This is a genomic window from Pseudoduganella sp. LjRoot289, from assembly GCF_964252925.1.
Taxonomy (GTDB): domain Bacteria; phylum Pseudomonadota; class Gammaproteobacteria; order Burkholderiales; family Burkholderiaceae_D; genus Rugamonas.
Map to the genome: position 1 here is coordinate 751,212 of NZ_CAXUPN020000001.1, position 16,338 is coordinate 767,549.

The window sequence follows — 16,338 nt, forward strand, 5'->3', positions numbered from 1 at the left end:
CAGTCAACAATGAATAATCTTCCTTACTTGAGCCTCTCGATCTGGCTGCCGATACTGGCAGGCCTGATCGTGCTGGCAACCGGGCGCGATTCGCGCGCCGGTATGGTGCGTGTCCTGGCCCTGATCGGCTCCATCGTTTCGCTGCTGCCGACACTGCCCCTGATCTCGCACTTCGACAATGCTGCCCATGGCATGCAGTTCGTCGAGAAATCGCCGTGGATAGCACGCTTCAACATCTTCTACGCCCTGGGCGTGGACGGCCTGTCGCTGTGGTTCGTGCCGCTGACCGCCTTCATCACCATCATCGTGGTGATCTCGGCCTGGGAAGTGATCCAGGAACGCGTGGCCCAGTACATGGGGGCCTTCCTGATCCTGTCCGGCCTGATGATCGGTGTCTTCACCGCCACCGACGGCCTGCTGTTCTACTTCTTCTTCGAAGCCACGCTGATCCCGATGTACATCATCATCGGCGTGTGGGGCGGCGCGAACCGCATTTACGCGTCGTTCAAGTTCTTCCTGTACACCTTCTTCGGCTCGCTGCTGACGCTGGTCGCCATCATCTACCTGTACAACAAGACCGGCAGCTTCAACATCCTGGACTGGCACGTCGCCAAGCTGACGATGAACGAGCAGATCGCGATCTTCTTCGCCTTCTTCATGGCCTTCGCCGTCAAGGTGCCGATGTTCCCGGTCCACACCTGGCTGCCGGACGTCCACGTCGAAGCGCCGACCGGCGGTTCCGCCGTGCTGGCCGCGATCATGCTGAAGCTGGGCGCCTACGGCTTCCTGCGTTTCTCCCTGCCTATCGTGCCGGACGCTTCGCGCCAGCTGGCCTGGTTCGTGATCGGCCTGTCGCTGATCGCCGTGGTCTACATCGGCCTGGTCGCGCTGGTGCAGAAGGACATGAAAAAGCTGGTCGCTTACTCGTCGATCGCCCACATGGGCTTCGTCACGCTGGGCTTCTTCATGTTCAACGACATGTCGGTGCAGGGCGGCATCGTGCAGATGATTTCGCACGGCTTCATCTCCGGCGCGATGTTCCTGTGCATCGGCGTATTGTATGACCGCGCCCACTCGCGCAACATCGCCGACTACGGCGGCGTCGTCAACAAGATGCCGAAATTCGCCGCCTTCTTCATCCTGTTCTCGATGGCCAACTGCGGCCTGCCGGCGACTTCCGGTTTCGTCGGCGAGTTCATGGTGATCCTGGGCGCCGTCCAGTTCAACTTCGTCACCGGCATCGTCGCCGCTTCGGCGCTGATCTGGGGCGCGGCCTACTCGCTGTGGATGGCCAAGCGCGTGGTGTTCGGCAAGGTGACCAACCACCACGTGGCGGAACTGACCGACATCAACGGCCGCGAGTTCCTGATGCTGGGTCTCCTGGCGATCGCGGTGATGTGGATGGGCTTGTACCCAGCGCCGTTCACCGACACGATGCAAACCTCGGTCGCCGACCTGCTCAAGCACGTTGCGCAGACCAAGCTGCCATAAGAAATAACGGGAAAGCTCTACATGAATCCAATCGATACGGCCACCCACGTGGCCACCATGGCGCCGCTCCGCGCCGAGATCTTTTTGCTGGTCGCCGCTTCGGCGATCCTGCTGATCGATATGTTCCTCGGCGAGAGCAAGCGCGCCGTCACCTATGTGCTGTCCCTGCTGACGCTGGCGGGCTGCGCGGTGTTCTCGTTCGCCGACTTCAACGCCGGCACCACGGTGTACGCGTTCAACGACATGTTCATCGCCGATCCGATGGCGAACCTGCTCAAGCTCGCCTCCTACGTGGCGGTGGCCTTGACCCTGATCTACTCGCGCCAGTACGCGCACCAGCGCGGCATGCTGGGCGGCGAACTGGGCGGCGAGTTCTACGTGCTCGCGCTGTTCGCGCTGCTGGGCCAGATGGTCATGATCTCGGGTAACAACTTCCTGTCGATCTACCTGGGCCTGGAACTGATGTCGCTGTCGCTGTACGCCCTGGTGGCGCTGCGCCGCGACCACGCGCAATCGACCGAAGCGGCGATGAAGTACTTCATCCTCGGTGCGCTGGCCTCCGGCTTCCTGCTGTATGGCATCTCCATGCTGTACGGCGCGACCGGCTCGCTGGACCTGACCACCGTGGCCACCAAGGCGGTCAGCGGCACCGTCAAGCCTGCCATCCTGGTGTTCGGCCTGGTGTTCGTGGTTGCCGGCCTGGCCTTCAAACTGGGCGCCGTGCCGTTCCACATGTGGGTGCCGGACGTCTACCAAGGTTCGCCGACCCCGGTCACCTTGCTGCTGGGCGCCGCGCCTAAACTGGCGACGTTCGCGATCTGCGTGCGCCTGCTGGTGGAGGGCCTGCTGCCGATGGCAAACGACTGGCAGCAGATGCTGACCATCCTGGCCGTGCTGTCGCTGGCCATCGGCAACCTGACCGCGATCGCGCAAACCAATCTGAAGCGCATGCTGGCGTACTCGACCATCGCCCAGATGGGCTTTGTGCTGCTGGGCCTGACCGCCGGCGTGGTCGGCGTGGACAAGACCGGCGCCGCCGCCGCGTACAGCGCCGCGATGTACTACTCCATCGTCTACGTGATGACCACGCTGGGCAGTTTCGGCCTGATCATGGTGCTGTCGCGCGCAGGCTTCGAAGCGGACGAGCTGAACGACTTCAAGGGCCTGAGCAAGCGTTCCCCGTGGTACGCGCTGATCATGTCCATCTTGATGTTCTCGCTGGCCGGCGTGCCGCCGCTGGTCGGCTTCGCCGCCAAGTTCTCGGTGCTGAACGCCGTGCTGCACACCGGCCAGGTATGGCTGACCGTGCTGGCCGTGATGTTCTCGCTGATCGGCGCGTTCTACTACCTGCGCGTGGTCAAGGTCATGTGGTTCGACGAGCCTGCCGACACCGCGCCGCTGGCCGTGAACGCCGACACCAGCGTGGTGCTGGGCCTGAACGCCCTGGCCATCGTCGCCATGGGCATGATGCCTGGCCCGCTGCTGGACGCTTGCCTGAAGGCCATGACCAAGACCCTGGCCATCTGATGGACATCGGCGCCTCCAGCTGGCTGGTCATCCTGCTCGCGCTGGCGGGCGCCAATCTGCCTTTCTTCAACGACAAGGTATTCGGTCTGATACCGGTCAAGCGCGCGCTGACCTCCGGCGAGCCCACGGCCAGCCGTCGCTCCGGCGCCGCCCCGCACAAGAATTTCCTGGTGCGGCTGGTGGAACTGGCGGTGCTGTACTTCCTGGTGGGCGGCGCCGCCGTCCTGCTGGAAGGCCGCATCGGCACCGTGTTCCCGCAGTCGTGGGAGTTCTACGCCATCTCCGCTTGCCTGTTCATCGTGCTCGCCTTCCCGGGATTCGTCCTGCGCTACCTGTACAAGCCCCGTCACTGATACACTGCGGTTTTCTGACTCTGCAAGAGGAGGGCGCATGGATGCGCACTTGAAGGAAACCCGGATCGACGGCGGCATGGCCTATGACGGTCATTTCCTCAAAGTTCACAAGGACCGCGTGGCGCTGCCCGACGGCAAGCCCACCGGCCGTGAATACATCAAACATCCCGGCGCGGTGGTGATACTGCCGCTGCTCGACGACGGACGCGTGCTGCTGGAACGCCAGTTCCGCTATCCGCTCGACCGCGTGTTCATCGAACTTCCGGCAGGCAAAAAGGACGAGGGCGAGTCCGCGCTGGACTGCGCCAAGCGCGAACTGGAGGAGGAAACCGGCTACACCGCCGGCGAATGGCACTACCTCTGCACCATCCATAACGCCATCGCCTACTCGGACGAGCACCTGGACCTCTACTTGGCGCGCGGCATGAAGGCCGGGCCGGCCAAGCTGGACCAGGGCGAATTCCTGGAAACTTTCACCGCCACCGGGGACGAGCTGCTCGAATGGGTACGCAGCGGCAAGGTCACGGACGTGAAAACCATCATCGGCGCGTTCTGGCTGGAGAAAATCGTGTCCGGGGTGTGGCAGCCGGAATGATGAGCTCGCGGCTGCCGCCGTCCCCGCCGCTGTCCCCGCCGCTGTGGCTGTGGCTGTGCCTGCTGCTGGCCTGCGCCCTGGCCGTGCCGGGCGCGTCCGCCGCCGGCCGCACGCCGTTCCAGGCGCGCTGCGAGGACAGCATCAACAAATCGGTCTCCATCCTGAGCTCCGAGCAGAACGGCTACAGCGTCGACAACCACTTGTCCTACCGCACGTTGACGGTGATGAAGGGCGCGGCCGGCCCCAATACCTATGTGCTGGGCCTGACCAAGACCGAGTCCCGGGTGGCCATCGCCTCCGACGGGGCCATGCTGACCGACTCGGTCACCGGCTACGAGTGCGTGTCGCCGCAGGTCGCGGTCCGGCTGAGCTATGCGCCGGTGAAGATCTACGTCGGCAGCGAGTTCCCGCCGGGCAGCTGCGGCTACAAGGAAATCCTGGAGCACGAATTCCGGCACATGAAAGCCTATATGGACCATTTGCCCAAGGTCGAGCTGACCGTGCGCGCCGCGCTGGCCAACCGCTACGGCGGCAAACCGCTGTACGCGCCGGGCGGCACCGCGCGGGTGGCCCTGGCGCGTGAAATCGACACCGGCTGGCTGCCCTATATCAAGGCCGAGATGGCCAAAGTGGAAACCGTGCAGGCGATGATAGACTCCCCAGCCGAATATATGCGCCTGAGCAAGTCATGCAATGGCGAAATCCAGGCCGTGCTGAACAAAAGCCGAGGCCGGCGTTAACGAGAAAAGCATGACAGAAAAGTATGACATTCCACCCGCCAGCGCTAGCGGCTTGGCTGGCGTAACTGGCATTAATGGCATTAATGGCATTAATGGCATTATCGGCGCTATCGGCGCTATCGGCGCCCAGGCCGAGGGCAGCGGCTTGCCGCCGGCGGTGCCGGAAGCGATACCGCGCTATTTCGCTCTGATCCCGGCGGCCGGCGTGGGCGCACGGATGGCTGCGTCCAGCCCCAAGCAATACCTGCCCATCAACGGCAAGCCTATGCTGCGCCACACGCTGGAAGCGTTTTTGGCCAGCGAACTGATCGCGCACACCTTCGTGGTGGTCAGCGAGGGCGACGAATATATAGACGGCGTGCTGCCGGAGGCGGGCGCATCGGTGCTGCGCTGCGGCGGCGCGACGCGCATGGACAGCATCCTGAACGGCCTCCGGGCGCTGCGCGACCGCATCGCGGACGCCGATCTGGTGCTGGTGCACGATGCCGCGCGGCCCGGCCTGACGCCGGCATTGATAGCCAAACTGATCACGGAGGCGGGCGCCGAGCCGGCGGGCGGCCTGCTGGCCTTGCCCGTGGTCGACACCGTCAAGACCACGAAATCCGGCCTCACCGCCACCATCCCGCGCGACGGCATGTGGCTGGCGCAGACGCCGCAAATGTTCAGCTACGCGCTGTTATTGCGCGCGCTGTCGTCCGCCAGGGATCCGAACGCCATTACCGACGATGCCAGCGCCGTTGAATTGCTGGGCCTGTCACCCAAGCTGGTGGAAGGCCATCCGCGCAATTTGAAAGTAACTTTGCCCAGCGACATACGTATCGCTGAAATGTATCTGGCGCAGCCAGAAAAGGACTCCATATGACACTTCCACTCCCATTCCGCATCGGCCAGGGATATGACTGCCACCGCCTGGTTGAAGGCCGCAAACTGATACTGGGCGGGGTGGATATTCCCCACCATTCAGGCTTGCTGGGCCATTCGGATGCCGACGCATTGCTGCACGCGATAACCGACGCCATATTGGGCGCCGCCGCGCTGGGCGATATCGGCAAGCATTTCCCGGATACCGATCCCGAATTCAAAGGCGCGGATTCCCGTGTGTTGCTGCGCGAAGCCGCAAAAAGGGTAAAAGCAACAGGCTACGATGTAGGTAATATCGATGCGACGATTATTGCCCAGCGCCCGAAAATGGCGCCGCATATTCCTGGGATGGTGGCGAATATCGCGGAGGATTTGGGTGTATCGGTTGATCAAGTGAATATCAAAGCCAAGACCAACGAGAAGATGGGTTATCTGGGCCGCGAAGAAGGCATCAATGCCGACGCAGTCGCCTTGCTTATTCGCGCCTGATCCTGCTATTTGATAATCCGCACAACTTTCATGTTGTGCCGGATGACTCCCCGCTTCAAGTCCTCCTCAGTTGCCTCTGGGTGTACATCGTCGAGGACGATGTCCTCGTCGCGCATCTTTCGTATTCTCTCCCAATCCGTCAGAGAGTCGGTCTCTGAACAGTCTTTCCTCGATGCGAGTCGCTTTTCTAAATGAGATGATTCGGATTTCATCCTGTTTCTCCGTGTGTGCTATGGATACTGTTTGCTCGCCAAGAAATCCGAGCGTGATGTATCGCGCCTCGTAATCATAACGGCTGTCCGGGAAGGTACATCTGGCCGTCGAATACATCAGATGCCTGCTTGAAATCGAAACTGTGCTTCCTTAAGTTGACCAAGCGCTTGTGTTCGTCCCAAGTGAAGCGTTCTGTTCTTAGTCGCTAACCGTCCCCCCACAAGCCTGCATCATGGAGCGAAAACACGAACTCGGCATTGAGGTAGGTCATGCGCTGGACAAGATTGCGCCAAATATTGGCTTGATCGAGCTGAAAAGGGGCATGAATTCGGTTGGCCGACGTGCTGTCACACAAGTTCAGCAGGAAAGATGGCGCGCTTCCCCGCTGATTGACAAGGCTAGATGGGGAATATCAGGCAGGTAGTGGTGGCGAATGCGTAAAGCTTGCCATTGGAGTCGGTGATCCGGCCTTCGGCTACCGCGACCTGGCCGCCGACGGTAATGACTTTTCCTTCGGCCCGCACGGGGCCGGTTTTATCCGTCATGCCGCGTATATAGTTCACTTTTAATTCCAGCGTGGTAAAACCCTTGCCGGCGGGGAGCATGGAATGAATTGCGCAGCCAACGGCCGTATCCAATAAAGTTGCCGCGTAACCGCCATGGACTGCACCACTGGGATTGTAATGCTGGAATCCGGGCGTTCCCTGGAATACCGCGAGACCGGGTTCCACGCTGATGGCAACAAAGCCGATCAATTCCGCTATCGGCGGATGCGGCGCCGTGCCATCTCCAATTCCTGAGAGCATCTCCATTCCGCTCCTGGTCCGCAATTCTTCTCTGCTGACACAACCAGGCTGGCCTTGTTTGGCGCGGATTTCAGCTTCCAGCGCTACCCAGTTTTCCAAAGTACTGTTATCTTCCATGGCGGGCTCTTTCGATAAAGTGAACGATCGTGCGTATACTACCGCATCTAAATAATTCAGGAGAAAAAGCAATGACGCGTGATATTTACGCTTACCGCGAGGTCGCCGTGGAGTCCTGCTTGCGGGATGGCCAGGTGAAGATCAGCCCGGTGCCGGGCCAGGCGTATTCCCCGTCGCTGGTGGCGCATTGTGCGCGCAGCATGTCCGACACGGAAATTTATCCTCTTGGGACGACTTTTCTGGTTTCCGCTAAACTGACCGACCGGCTCGGCGGTACGCCTTTCCTGTACGTCTACCATGGGGATCCCATCACGGTGATGTCGCCGAAGGAATGCAAAACTTTCCTTGCGAAATTTATTCGGGGCCGTATCTGATCGTTAAAACACCCATTGGAGGCTATATGATCAAACTGCGGGAAATCGACCATATCGTGCTGCGGGTTAGCGACCTGGAACGCATGGTGCAGTTCTATACCAAGGTGCTGGGTTGTACCATAGAGCGGCGACAGGATGAGATAGGCCTGGTGCAGTTACGGGCCGGGCGCTCGCTGGTCGATCTGGTGCCCGTGGCGGGGAAACTGGGGCGCATGGGCGGCGCGGCGCCGGGCAAGGAGGGCCGCAACCTGGACCATTGTTGTTTCAGGGTGGAGGACTTCGACGAGGCGACGGTGCGGGCCGAGCTCGCTGCGGCCGGCGTGCAGGCAGGGCCGGTCGAGTCGCGCTATGGCGCTGAAGGAGAGGGACCGTCCATTTATCTGAACGACCCCGAGGGCAATACTGTCGAGTTGAAGGGCGCCGCCTGGACTTGATTCAGGTTCCGTCGTCGTCGTCGTCCAGGTCGGCTTTGCCGCCGCGTGCGCGCGCGGCGTCGGCGGCCGGCTTGAGCTTGGCGGCTTCGCGCATGAAGTCGTCCACCGGGTGATCCGGGCTCTGGCGCACCGCCGGCGGCAACAGCACGGACATGTACAACTCCTCTGCCAGCCTGCCGGTGTTCTGCAAGTTGCTCGCCAGTATTAATCCAGATCCCAGCGCCATCAGCACCAGGCAGCCTTTCAATAGCGGCTTGGGATGGCGCGGCTTGATGGTGCGCATGTGGAAATAGACGACGCCGCAAATAATGGCCAGCGTGACAAGATTCCCGTAGCGGGTCAGCGCTTCCAGCGACCAGGCGTAGGCCAGCACATTGCTGATCACCCGCCACGCGCCAGCCGTCACCAGGCCGCTGCCGAGTATGAACAGATGCCGCCCCATGCGCGCATGACCGCCGAAGAGGCGGTTGGCCAAGGCCCACAGGCCGCTCCAGACCAGTCCCCCGCCGATGCCGGCGGCAATCGCCAGCAGGTAACGGATGGCCTCGAACGACTCGGTTTCCGACAGCGCATGGTCGACGGCGATGAACAGGGCGATCAGCGCCAGGCCGGCCAGCGCAGGGGCGCCGCCTTCCCAGCCGTGCATGGTGGTGTCGGCGACTTCCGGCGGCACGGGAAAATCGGCGTCGCGCACGCGCAGACGCGTATGGCCCAGGCGCACCACGGTGGTACCGCTCAGCGGCACGCTGGCCAGGCGCTTGCCCAGGTGGATCACGCCGTTCTGGCTGCCCAGGTCGTGCAGCACCAGGTGGCCGTTCTCGTCCGCCTCGACCAAGGCGTGGCGCTCGGCGGTATGGGCGTCGTCCAGGATGAAATCGTTGTCGTAGCCGCGTCCGATGCGGATCGGCAGGCTGTCCATGCGGTGGCGCTGCAGGATGTCGCCATTGTTGGCCAGGACTTCGATAAAGTAGGGCGGCCTCATTTCACTGCCCCGCGCGCCAGCGCATCGAGGAAGGCGCGGGTGGCGCGCATGCCGTTGTCGTAGGATACGCCGCGCGCGTCCATGCGGCTTTGCAAGTTCATCAGGCCCTCGTCGGTGCTGGCGGTCAGCAGCGCGAAATCGTACAGGCCGGCGAACTTGCGGTAGGCGCGCACGCACAGCACGGCGCGCAGCGGCAGGGTCTGGTTCTTGACGAACATCTCCGTGCATTGCGGGCCGGTCAGGTGCGCATCCTTGTTGCTGCCGAAACCTTCGTTCTTGAACGAGGCGCTCGACAACTGCGCGAAGCGCACGGCGTCCAGGCCGGTGCTGCGCATGAACTGGTGGCGGATGCCGATGGCGCCGGTCTGCAAGGTGCCGGAGACGAAGATCGCCGATTCCATCGAGCAGTTGGTGATGTCCACCGTGTAGGGCTTGTTGGCCTTGACGTTCGAGCGGCCCCAGCAGCGCATCTGCTCGGATTCGCGCACCGGCACCATGTAGGGCCCCATGGCTTTCATGGTCATCGGCGTGGCCAGCAACTGGTCGACCATGGCTTTCTGGTGCTGCAGCAGCTGTTCCGCCACCACCGAGGTGAAGTTGCGCGGCGGAGCCTTGTCGGCCGGGACTCTTTTCAGCAGGTCCTGTGCGTAGCGGGCCGGCACCAGGAAGCTGACCAGTTCGCCGTCCAGGCGCTTGGAGACGTTGACGCCGGCGATATCGCCATCGACCGTGACGCTGGGGCCGCCGCTCATGCCCGAATTGATGGGGCCGGTGAACATCAGCTGGTCGTAGAAGCCGCGGCTGATGACGCCGTTGTACGAACCTTCCGAAATGGCGAAGCCGAGGTCGAGCGGATTGCCGAGCGAGTACAGGTACTGGCCCTGGGTCAGGCGCGCGAGCTGCTCGGGCACCTTGAACACGCCGGTTCCGTTGCGGTTGACGCGTACCACGGCCAGGTCGTGCAGCACGTCCACCGCCAGCAGTTCGACATTGCCGCGCTGGCCGCCGGTGTCCACCCATTCACCGGTGTAGGTCTCCGGATCGAGCGCGAACTGTGACACCACGTGGTAATTGGTCACCACCAGGTTGCTGTTGCCGACCAGGAAGCCGGAGCCGACGGACGACTGGGTGCGGCCGCTTTTCAGCAGCGAACGCACTTGGAGCAGGTCGGCCTTGGCGGAGGAATAGAGTTTTTGCGCGGCGCTGGAGGGCGCAGGCAGCGGCGCGCCCGCGTCAGGCGCCGCGGACGGGGCCTGGCCCTGCAGTCCGGGCTGCTGCCTTTGCTGCTGCCCGGCCGGCTGCGCCGCGGCTGCCGGGGCCGCCTGGAGCTGCGGGGCCGCCAGCGCCTGGGTGCAGCCCCAAGTCATGGTGATTACGGTGGCAAGACGGGTAAGCTTCATGCGATCCTGGACTTGGGGGAAGGGGTCTGGCTTACAGCTCGCCATCCTCGGCGGCCGGCGGCGGCGGGGTCATCATATGGCCCAGCTTGGCGGCCTTGGTGTTCAGGTAGTTCTGGTTGAACTTGTTGCGGTTGACCAGTAGCGGCACGCGTTCGGCGACCGGAATGCCCAAGGCTTCCATGGCGGCGATTTTGCGCGGATTGTTGGTCATCAGGCGCAGGCTTTGCACGCCGAACTGCTTGAGCATGGGTTCCACCAGCGCGTAGTTGCGCTGGTCGGCCTTGAAGCCGAGCTGTTCGTTGGCCTGCACCGTGTCGGCGCCCGCTTCCTGCAGGCGGTAGGCGCGCATCTTGTTGATCAGGCCGATGCCGCGGCCTTCCTGGCGCAGATAGAGCACCACGCCGCGGCCTTCGGCAGCCACTTTCTTCAGCGCGCCTTCCAGCTGGGCGCCGCAGTCGCAGCGCTGCGAGAACAGCACGTCGCCGGTCAGGCACTCCGAATGCACGCGCGCCAGCACCGGTTCGCCGTTGCCGATGTCGCCGAGCACCATGGCGAGGTGTTCCTTGCCGGTGGCGTGCTCGACAAACGCGTGCAGCGTGAACTGCGCCCACGGCGTCGGGAGCGCGCAGGAGGTCACGTAATCGAGTTCTTCTTTGGCTGGTGTTTCTGCGGACTGCATGGCTGTGCTCTTTTATTATCAGGTGCTCAAAAGTAAAAAAGGCACGCCGGGCCGTCGTGCGGACCGTGCGTGCCCTGCCATCATAACAAAAATTACGTCCCGGCTATGCCAGCCGGCCGATATGCCGGCTTGATTAAAGGATAATGCCAGTTCAGTAAGGCAGATCGAACAGCAATACTTCAGCGGCCTCGGCACGGGCCAGCGCAATGCTGGTCTCGTCGTTCAGCTTCAGCGCGTCGCCGCCTTTCAGCTCCACCCCGTTGACCGACACGCTGCCGCGGATCACGTGGACATAGGCGGTCCGGCCCTGCGCCAGCGTGTGCTCGACCGCGTCCGCCCCGTTCAGGATGGTGGCGTAGATCGCCGCGTCCTGGTGGATCAGCACCGAGCCTTCGCGGCCGTCGCTGGAGGCGATCAGGCGCAGCTGGCCCTGTTTAGTTTCCGGCCCGAAATGCTTTTCCTCGTAGCTCGGTGCGATGCCGGTGACGTTGGGCTGGATCCAGATCTGCAGGAAGTGCACGCCCTTCGTCTCCGAATGGTTGAACTCGCTGTGCCGTACGCCGGTGCCGGCGCTCATGCGCTGGACGTCGCCGTATTTCAGCACCGAGCCGTTGCCCATGCTGTCCTTGTGGGCCAGCTCGCCTTCCAGCACGTATGAAATGATCTCCATGTCGCGGTGGCCGTGGGTGCCGAAGCCCTGCGCCGGGGTCACCTTGTCTTCGTTGATGACCAGCAGCGGACCAAAACCGGTATGCTTGGGATCGTGGTAGTGGCCGAAAGAGAAGGTGTGGCGGGAGTTCAGCCAGCCATGGTTGGCCAGGCCGCGTTCTTCGCTTTTACGTACTTGCAACATGATGAGCTCCATTTCTGTGTCAGGTTATGTGCAATAAATTCGAAGGGTTCTTTACGCCGCCCTTGAATTCGCTGCATCGATAGGTCAAAGTATAGGCCCGCGCGTCCGTTTCAAAAAACGGAAAATTTATGGATCTATGATCGAAAAAATCGAATGTTAAGACTCAGCCTCGAAGCCCTGCAAATCGTTGACGCCATCGACCGGCGCGGTTCCTTTTCCGCCGCAGGCAAGGAGTTGCACCGCGTGCCGTCCACCATCTCCTACACGGTCGGCAAGCTGGAGGACGACCTCGGCGTGCAGGTGTTCGAGCGTAACGGGCCGCGCGTGGAGCTGACCCGCGCCGGGCGCGAGTTGCTGAAAGAGGGGCGCTACCTGCTCAAGGCGGCGCTGGACCTGGAACACCGCGTGCGGCGCGTGGCGTCCGGCTGGGAGACCGAGCTGGCCCTGGGCATCGATTCGATGTTCTCGGCGGTGGCCTTCGACCAGGACGTGCGCGCTTTCTACGAGGTGGCGCAGCAGACCCGGCTGCGTATCGTGCAGGAGGCGCTGTCGGGCACGTGGGAAGCTTTGCTGGACAGGCGCGTAGACCTGCTGGTGGGCGCGCCCGGCGACGGCCCGGCCGGCGGCGGCTATGTGTCGCACGCGATCGGCAGCATCAAGTTCGTGTTCGCGGTGGCGCCAGGCCATCCGCTGGCGGCGGCCACGGGCAAGCTGGGCCGCAACGAGCTGCAGCACCACCGCGCCATCGTCATGTCCGATTCGGCGCGCCGGATGGCGCCGCGCACGGTCGGCCTGTTGCTGGGGCAGGACACGCTGACCGTGCCCACCATGCATGCCAAATACCAGTACCAGCTGGCCGGCCTCGGTTTCGGCTTCCTGCCCGAGCAGTGCGCACGCGCCGCCATTGCCGAGGGCAAGCTGGTGGAGAAGGAAGTGGAAGAGCCCAAGCCGGATGAAACCTTTTACCTGGCGTGGCGCACGGGCGAGGAGGGCGCCGCGCTGAGCTGGTGGATCAAGCGCATGCGCCAGCCCGGGGTGTTCGAGCATTTGTGCCGCTATTTGTCGACTTAGAGGGCGCTTGCCTGCGGGTTTGTTGACCTGTGCCAATACTTTCGGAGTAACATAATGGAATCATCGACGTGCCCTTCACGTGTTATTTTTTGGACTTGAGATATGAGTGTTTTGAACGACGTACCGCCCGTTTTCCTGCAACTTCTGGCTGACCGCAACGGCAAGCCGGCCGGGCTGGTGCTGGGTACAGGCGTTACCGCGGCGGCCGCGCTGCCGGACGACGAGATGCAGGCGCTGGCGGCGCAATTCCCGTGCTATGTGCGGGCAAGCCTGGAGAGCGCGGATGCATGGCTGGAAGCGGGCTGGCTCGTTCTGCCCGAGGAGCAGACGCTGCGCACCGATACCGTTTTCGACAAGGCGGCCATGGCGCCCGGCATCTCGCTGGTCGAGGGCGACTGGCCGCTGGCTCCGCCAGCCAAGGCGGTGGGCGCGCAAGCGGCCTCGCGCGCGCTGGCGCTGCAACTGGTGCAACTGGTGACCAACGACGCCGACACGCACGAAATCGAGGCGCTGCTGCGGCGCGATCCGACCCTGTCTTACCATTTGCTCAAGCTGGTCAATTCGCTGGGCATGGGCAGCAGCCGCCGCGTCAGCAGTTTTTCGCAGGCCATCCTCATCCTGGGCCGGCAGCAGCTGCGCCGCTGGCTCAACCTGATGCTGTTCTCGGCGCGCGAAGGCGACATCCGCTCGCCCATGCTGCTGGCGCGGGTGGCGGTGCGTGCCCAGGCGCTGGAGCTGCTGGCGCGCGAAACCGGTCTCGGCAAGGCACAGCAGGAGCAGGCCTTCATGACCGGCATGTTCTCGCTGCTGGGCGTGCTGTTCGGCATGCCGCTGGACGAAGTGCTGGCGCCGCTGACCATCAGCGAGGCGGTGCAGCAGGCATTGTTGGCCAAACAGGGCGAGCTGGGCGAACTGCTGGCCCTGCTGGAAGCCGGCGAGCGCGGCGACTTCGCCGCCGTGGCCGGGCGCCTGGAGGCGCTGCAGCTGGAGCCGTCCGATTTCAACCGCGTGGTCGCCGAGGCGCATGTGTGGATGATAGGGGTGGCCACGGACAAGGCGGGCCCGCCAAATGCTTAACGCAGCGATCGAACGCTGCCTGGCGCTAAGCCAGGCAGCTCGAACGCAACAGGGCGAAGCCCTGGCGGGCACGCTCGCCGAACTGGACGCGGCACTGGCTGAAGTGCGCGCAAAGCAAGCAAACAGTGCAGCAAACAATGCAGCAATCAGTGCGGCCAACGGCGCGGACCACGGCGCGGCGTTGGCCTCGCCGCCGGAGGCCGCGCTGGAACTGGACCTGGCCGGCTACCTGACCGCCTGGAACGCCGGCGCCGAAGCCTTGTTCGGCTACACGGCCCAGGAAGCGCTCGGGCAAAACATCTTGTTCCTCTACACCGAGGACGACGACGGCGCCATGGCCGAACTGCTGTTCGAGCAGGACGGCGGCCTGGCCGAAGTGCGCCGGCGCAAGAAGTCCGGCGAGGTGATCTGGGTGCGGCTGGCCATGTCGCTGCTGCAGGACGACATGGGCGAAGCGCAGGGCATGCGGGTGCGCATGGCGCACGTCAGCGAGCCGCTGTCGGACTTCGACAAGATCAGCCTGCACGCGCGCATCATCGAAGACAGCGACCAGGGCGTGCTGATCACCGACGCCAGGGAGCGCATCGTCTCCATCAACAGCGCTTTCACGCGCATCACCGGCTACACGCCGGGCGAATCGCTGGGCATGACGCCGGACCTGCTGCGCTCGGGCGTGCACGACGCCGACTTCCGCGCCAAGGTGCGCGCCGCGATGAGCGGCGCCGGGCCTTGGCGCGGCGAGATCGTCGGCCGCCGCAAGAATGGCGAGCTGTTCCCGCAGTCGGTGACCATCAGCGCCGTGCGCGACAGCAACGGCAACATCAGCCACACCTTCTCGCTGTTCTCCGACATCAGCGTGCACAAGGACGCCGAGGCGCGCATGCAGCGCATGGCCAACTACGACACTTTGACCGGCCTGCCGAACCAGTGCCTGCTGACCCAGTTGATGACGCAGGCGCTGACCGAGGCGCGCCGCAGCCACGAGCACGGCGCCTTGCTGGTGGTGGAGATCGGCCGCCTGGGCGCGATCAGCGACACCCTGGGCCATGACGTCGGCAACGAACTGCTCAACGCCATCGGCCGCAAGTTCCGCCTGGTGCTGCGCGACGCCGACATCCTTGCGCGGCTGGACGGCAACCGTTTCGGCATCGCGCTGCTGCATATCGAAAAGCGCGAGCACGCCGCCATCGTGGCGCACAAGCTGGCCGCCGCGCTGGTGGCGCCGATCGAACTCGGCACGCACAGCCTGCAGGTGAGCGCCAGCATCGGCATTTCCGTCTACCCCGAGGACGGGCAGGAGACCACCGACCTGATACGGCACGCCGACGTGGCCACCACCAAAGCGGTGCAGGCGGAGGCCGCCTTCCTGTTCTACAGCGAGGAAATGAACCAGCGCGCCAAGGAGCACTTGCGCATCGAGAGCGAGCTGCGGCAGGCATTGCAGCACGACGAACTGCAGCTGTACTACCAGCCCAAGGTCAGCTTGCGCAGCGGGCGCATCGTCGGCGCCGAGGCCTTGCTGCGCTGGCGCCATCCGGTGCGCGGCCTGGTGTCGCCGGGCGTGTTCATCCCGGTGGCCGAGGAGACCGGGCTGATACTGGAGCTGGGCAACTGGGTGCTGGAGGAAGCTTGCCGCCAGGTGCGCGCGTGGAAGGACGCCAACCTGATCATGCCGCCTATCGCCGTCAATCTGTCGGCGCGCCAGTTCGACCGCAAGCTGCCCGAGCGCATGGCCGACGTGCTGCAGCGGCACGGCGTGCACGCCGAGCAGATCATGCTGGAAATCACCGAGAGCCTGCTGGTGCGCGGCACCGAGAACGTGGTGGCCATCATGAACGAGCTCGTGGCCATGGGCCTGGCCCTGGCGCTGGACGATTTCGGCACCGGTTATTCCAGCCTGGCCTATCTGAAGAAATTTCCGATCAGCACCCTGAAGATCGACCGCTCCTTCGTGATCGGCCTGCCGTACGAGGAAAACGACTGCGCCATCGCGCGCGCCATCGTCACCATGGCGCAGCAATTGCGGCAGGAGATCGTGGCCGAGGGCGTGGAAACGGCCGAGCAGATGAGCTTCCTGCGCGACCTGGGCTGCGACCAGCTGCAAGGCTATCTGTTCAGCCAGCCGGTGCCGGCCGACGACTTCGAGCGCATGCTGCGCGAAGGCAAGCGCCTGGCCTTCATCGCGCGCTAAGCGCCCCCCAGCATACGCCGTGCGGCGCGCGCACGGTACACACATTCCCACACAATAAAATAAAGCCGCGCCGCTGCGGTGCGCG

General features: G+C 63.6%; 18 protein-coding genes. 12 read left to right on the forward strand and 6 right to left on the reverse strand.

Annotated features, from left to right (window positions below):
• Nucleotides 1–9 precede the first annotated feature (9 nt).
• The 7 genes from ACSQ8Y_RS03340 to ispF are packed head-to-tail and all read left to right on the forward strand — an operon-like array spanning nt 10 to nt 6,056.
• The gene (locus ACSQ8Y_RS03340) at nt 10–1,491 is read left to right on the forward strand and encodes an NADH-quinone oxidoreductase subunit M (RefSeq protein ID WP_436265040.1); all 1,482 of its coding nucleotides are present in this window, start codon (nt 10–12) and stop codon (nt 1,489–1,491) included.
• A gap of 21 nt (nt 1,492–1,512) precedes the next feature.
• The gene (nuoN, locus tag ACSQ8Y_RS03345) at nt 1,513–3,018 is read left to right on the forward strand and encodes an NADH-quinone oxidoreductase subunit NuoN (protein ID WP_436265041.1); all 1,506 of its coding nucleotides are present in this window, start codon (nt 1,513–1,515) and stop codon (nt 3,016–3,018) included.
• Nucleotides 3,018–3,371: a DUF2818 family protein gene (locus tag ACSQ8Y_RS03350; RefSeq protein WP_436265042.1), complete on the forward strand. Its 354-nt coding sequence runs from the start codon at nt 3,018–3,020 to the stop codon at nt 3,369–3,371. Before nuoN ends, ACSQ8Y_RS03350 begins: the two co-directional genes overlap by 1 nt.
• Before the next feature lie 37 nt (nt 3,372–3,408).
• A complete protein-coding gene (locus tag ACSQ8Y_RS03355; RefSeq protein WP_436265043.1) occupies nt 3,409–3,966 on the forward strand; it encodes an NUDIX domain-containing protein in 558 nt (185 codons plus the stop codon).
• Nucleotides 3,963–4,706 (forward strand): hypothetical protein, encoded by a 744-nt coding sequence (locus tag ACSQ8Y_RS03360; protein WP_436265044.1) that lies wholly within the window; start codon nt 3,963–3,965, stop codon nt 4,704–4,706. The genes ACSQ8Y_RS03355 and ACSQ8Y_RS03360 overlap by 4 nt, the downstream gene beginning before the upstream one ends.
• Before the next feature lie 10 nt (nt 4,707–4,716).
• Nucleotides 4,717–5,568 (forward strand): 2-C-methyl-D-erythritol 4-phosphate cytidylyltransferase, encoded by an 852-nt coding sequence (gene ispD / locus ACSQ8Y_RS03365; RefSeq protein WP_436265045.1) that lies wholly within the window; start codon nt 4,717–4,719, stop codon nt 5,566–5,568.
• Entirely contained in the window at nt 5,565–6,056 is a 492-nt protein-coding gene (ispF, locus tag ACSQ8Y_RS03370; RefSeq protein ID WP_436265046.1) for a 2-C-methyl-D-erythritol 2,4-cyclodiphosphate synthase, read from the forward strand. The genes ispD and ispF overlap by 4 nt, the downstream gene beginning before the upstream one ends.
• A gap of 66 nt (nt 6,057–6,122) precedes the next feature.
• Here the strand turns inward: ispF and ACSQ8Y_RS03375 are convergent, their stop codons facing one another.
• The gene (locus tag ACSQ8Y_RS03375; protein ID WP_436265047.1) at nt 6,123–6,386 is read right to left on the reverse strand and encodes a BrnT family toxin; all 264 of its coding nucleotides are present in this window, start codon (nt 6,384–6,386) and stop codon (nt 6,123–6,125) included.
• A 281-nt stretch (nt 6,387–6,667) separates the two neighbouring features.
• Complete coding sequence (locus tag ACSQ8Y_RS03380; protein WP_436265049.1) at nt 6,668–7,192, reverse strand: PaaI family thioesterase; 525 nt, start codon at nt 7,190–7,192, stop codon at nt 6,668–6,670.
• Between the two features lie 71 nt (nt 7,193–7,263).
• Here ACSQ8Y_RS03380 and ACSQ8Y_RS03385 point away from each other — a divergent pair, with 71 nt between their 5' ends.
• Both ACSQ8Y_RS03385 and ACSQ8Y_RS03390 read left to right on the forward strand, forming a co-directional pair.
• On the forward strand, nt 7,264–7,566 hold the full coding sequence (locus ACSQ8Y_RS03385; RefSeq protein ID WP_436265050.1) for a hypothetical protein: 303 nt from the start codon (nt 7,264–7,266) through the stop codon (nt 7,564–7,566).
• Nucleotides 7,567–7,592: 26 nt separating this feature from the next.
• Entirely contained in the window at nt 7,593–8,000 is a 408-nt protein-coding gene (locus tag ACSQ8Y_RS03390; protein WP_436265051.1) for a VOC family protein, read from the forward strand.
• 1 nt (nt 8,001) lies between these two features.
• On the opposite strand, the gene ACSQ8Y_RS03395 is transcribed toward ACSQ8Y_RS03390, so the two are convergent.
• The 4 genes from ACSQ8Y_RS03395 to ACSQ8Y_RS03410 all read right to left on the reverse strand — a co-directional run bounded on the left by ACSQ8Y_RS03395 (nt 8,002) and on the right by ACSQ8Y_RS03410 (nt 11,914).
• Nucleotides 8,002–8,982, reverse strand: a complete 981-nt coding sequence (locus tag ACSQ8Y_RS03395) for an FHA domain-containing protein (RefSeq protein WP_436265052.1) — start codon at nt 8,980–8,982, stop codon at nt 8,002–8,004.
• Entirely contained in the window at nt 8,979–10,382 is a 1,404-nt protein-coding gene (locus ACSQ8Y_RS03400) for a S1 family peptidase (protein ID WP_436265053.1), read from the reverse strand. The genes ACSQ8Y_RS03395 and ACSQ8Y_RS03400 overlap by 4 nt, the downstream gene beginning before the upstream one ends.
• Before the next feature lie 31 nt (nt 10,383–10,413).
• Nucleotides 10,414–11,061 (reverse strand): GTP cyclohydrolase II, encoded by a 648-nt coding sequence (gene ribA / locus ACSQ8Y_RS03405; RefSeq protein WP_436265054.1) that lies wholly within the window; start codon nt 11,059–11,061, stop codon nt 10,414–10,416.
• 151 nt (nt 11,062–11,212) lie between these two features.
• Nucleotides 11,213–11,914 (reverse strand): pirin family protein, encoded by a 702-nt coding sequence (locus tag ACSQ8Y_RS03410; RefSeq protein WP_436265055.1) that lies wholly within the window; start codon nt 11,912–11,914, stop codon nt 11,213–11,215.
• Between the two features lie 153 nt (nt 11,915–12,067).
• On the opposite strand from ACSQ8Y_RS03410, the gene ACSQ8Y_RS03415 reads away from it, so the two are divergent.
• From ACSQ8Y_RS03415 to ACSQ8Y_RS03425, 3 genes are all read left to right on the forward strand, one after another.
• Nucleotides 12,068–12,985, forward strand: coding sequence for a LysR substrate-binding domain-containing protein (locus tag ACSQ8Y_RS03415; RefSeq protein WP_436265057.1), 918 nt, complete (start codon nt 12,068–12,070; stop codon nt 12,983–12,985).
• Between the two features lie 102 nt (nt 12,986–13,087).
• Nucleotides 13,088–14,062 carry an EAL and HDOD domain-containing protein gene (locus tag ACSQ8Y_RS03420; RefSeq protein WP_436265058.1) on the forward strand — a complete coding sequence of 325 codons (975 nt, stop codon included), beginning with the start codon at nt 13,088–13,090 and terminating at the stop codon, nt 14,060–14,062.
• On the forward strand, nt 14,055–16,253 hold the full coding sequence (locus ACSQ8Y_RS03425) for a putative bifunctional diguanylate cyclase/phosphodiesterase (protein WP_436265059.1): 2,199 nt from the start codon (nt 14,055–14,057) through the stop codon (nt 16,251–16,253). Before ACSQ8Y_RS03420 ends, ACSQ8Y_RS03425 begins: the two co-directional genes overlap by 8 nt.
• The last annotated feature ends 85 nt before the right edge of the window (nt 16,254–16,338 follow it).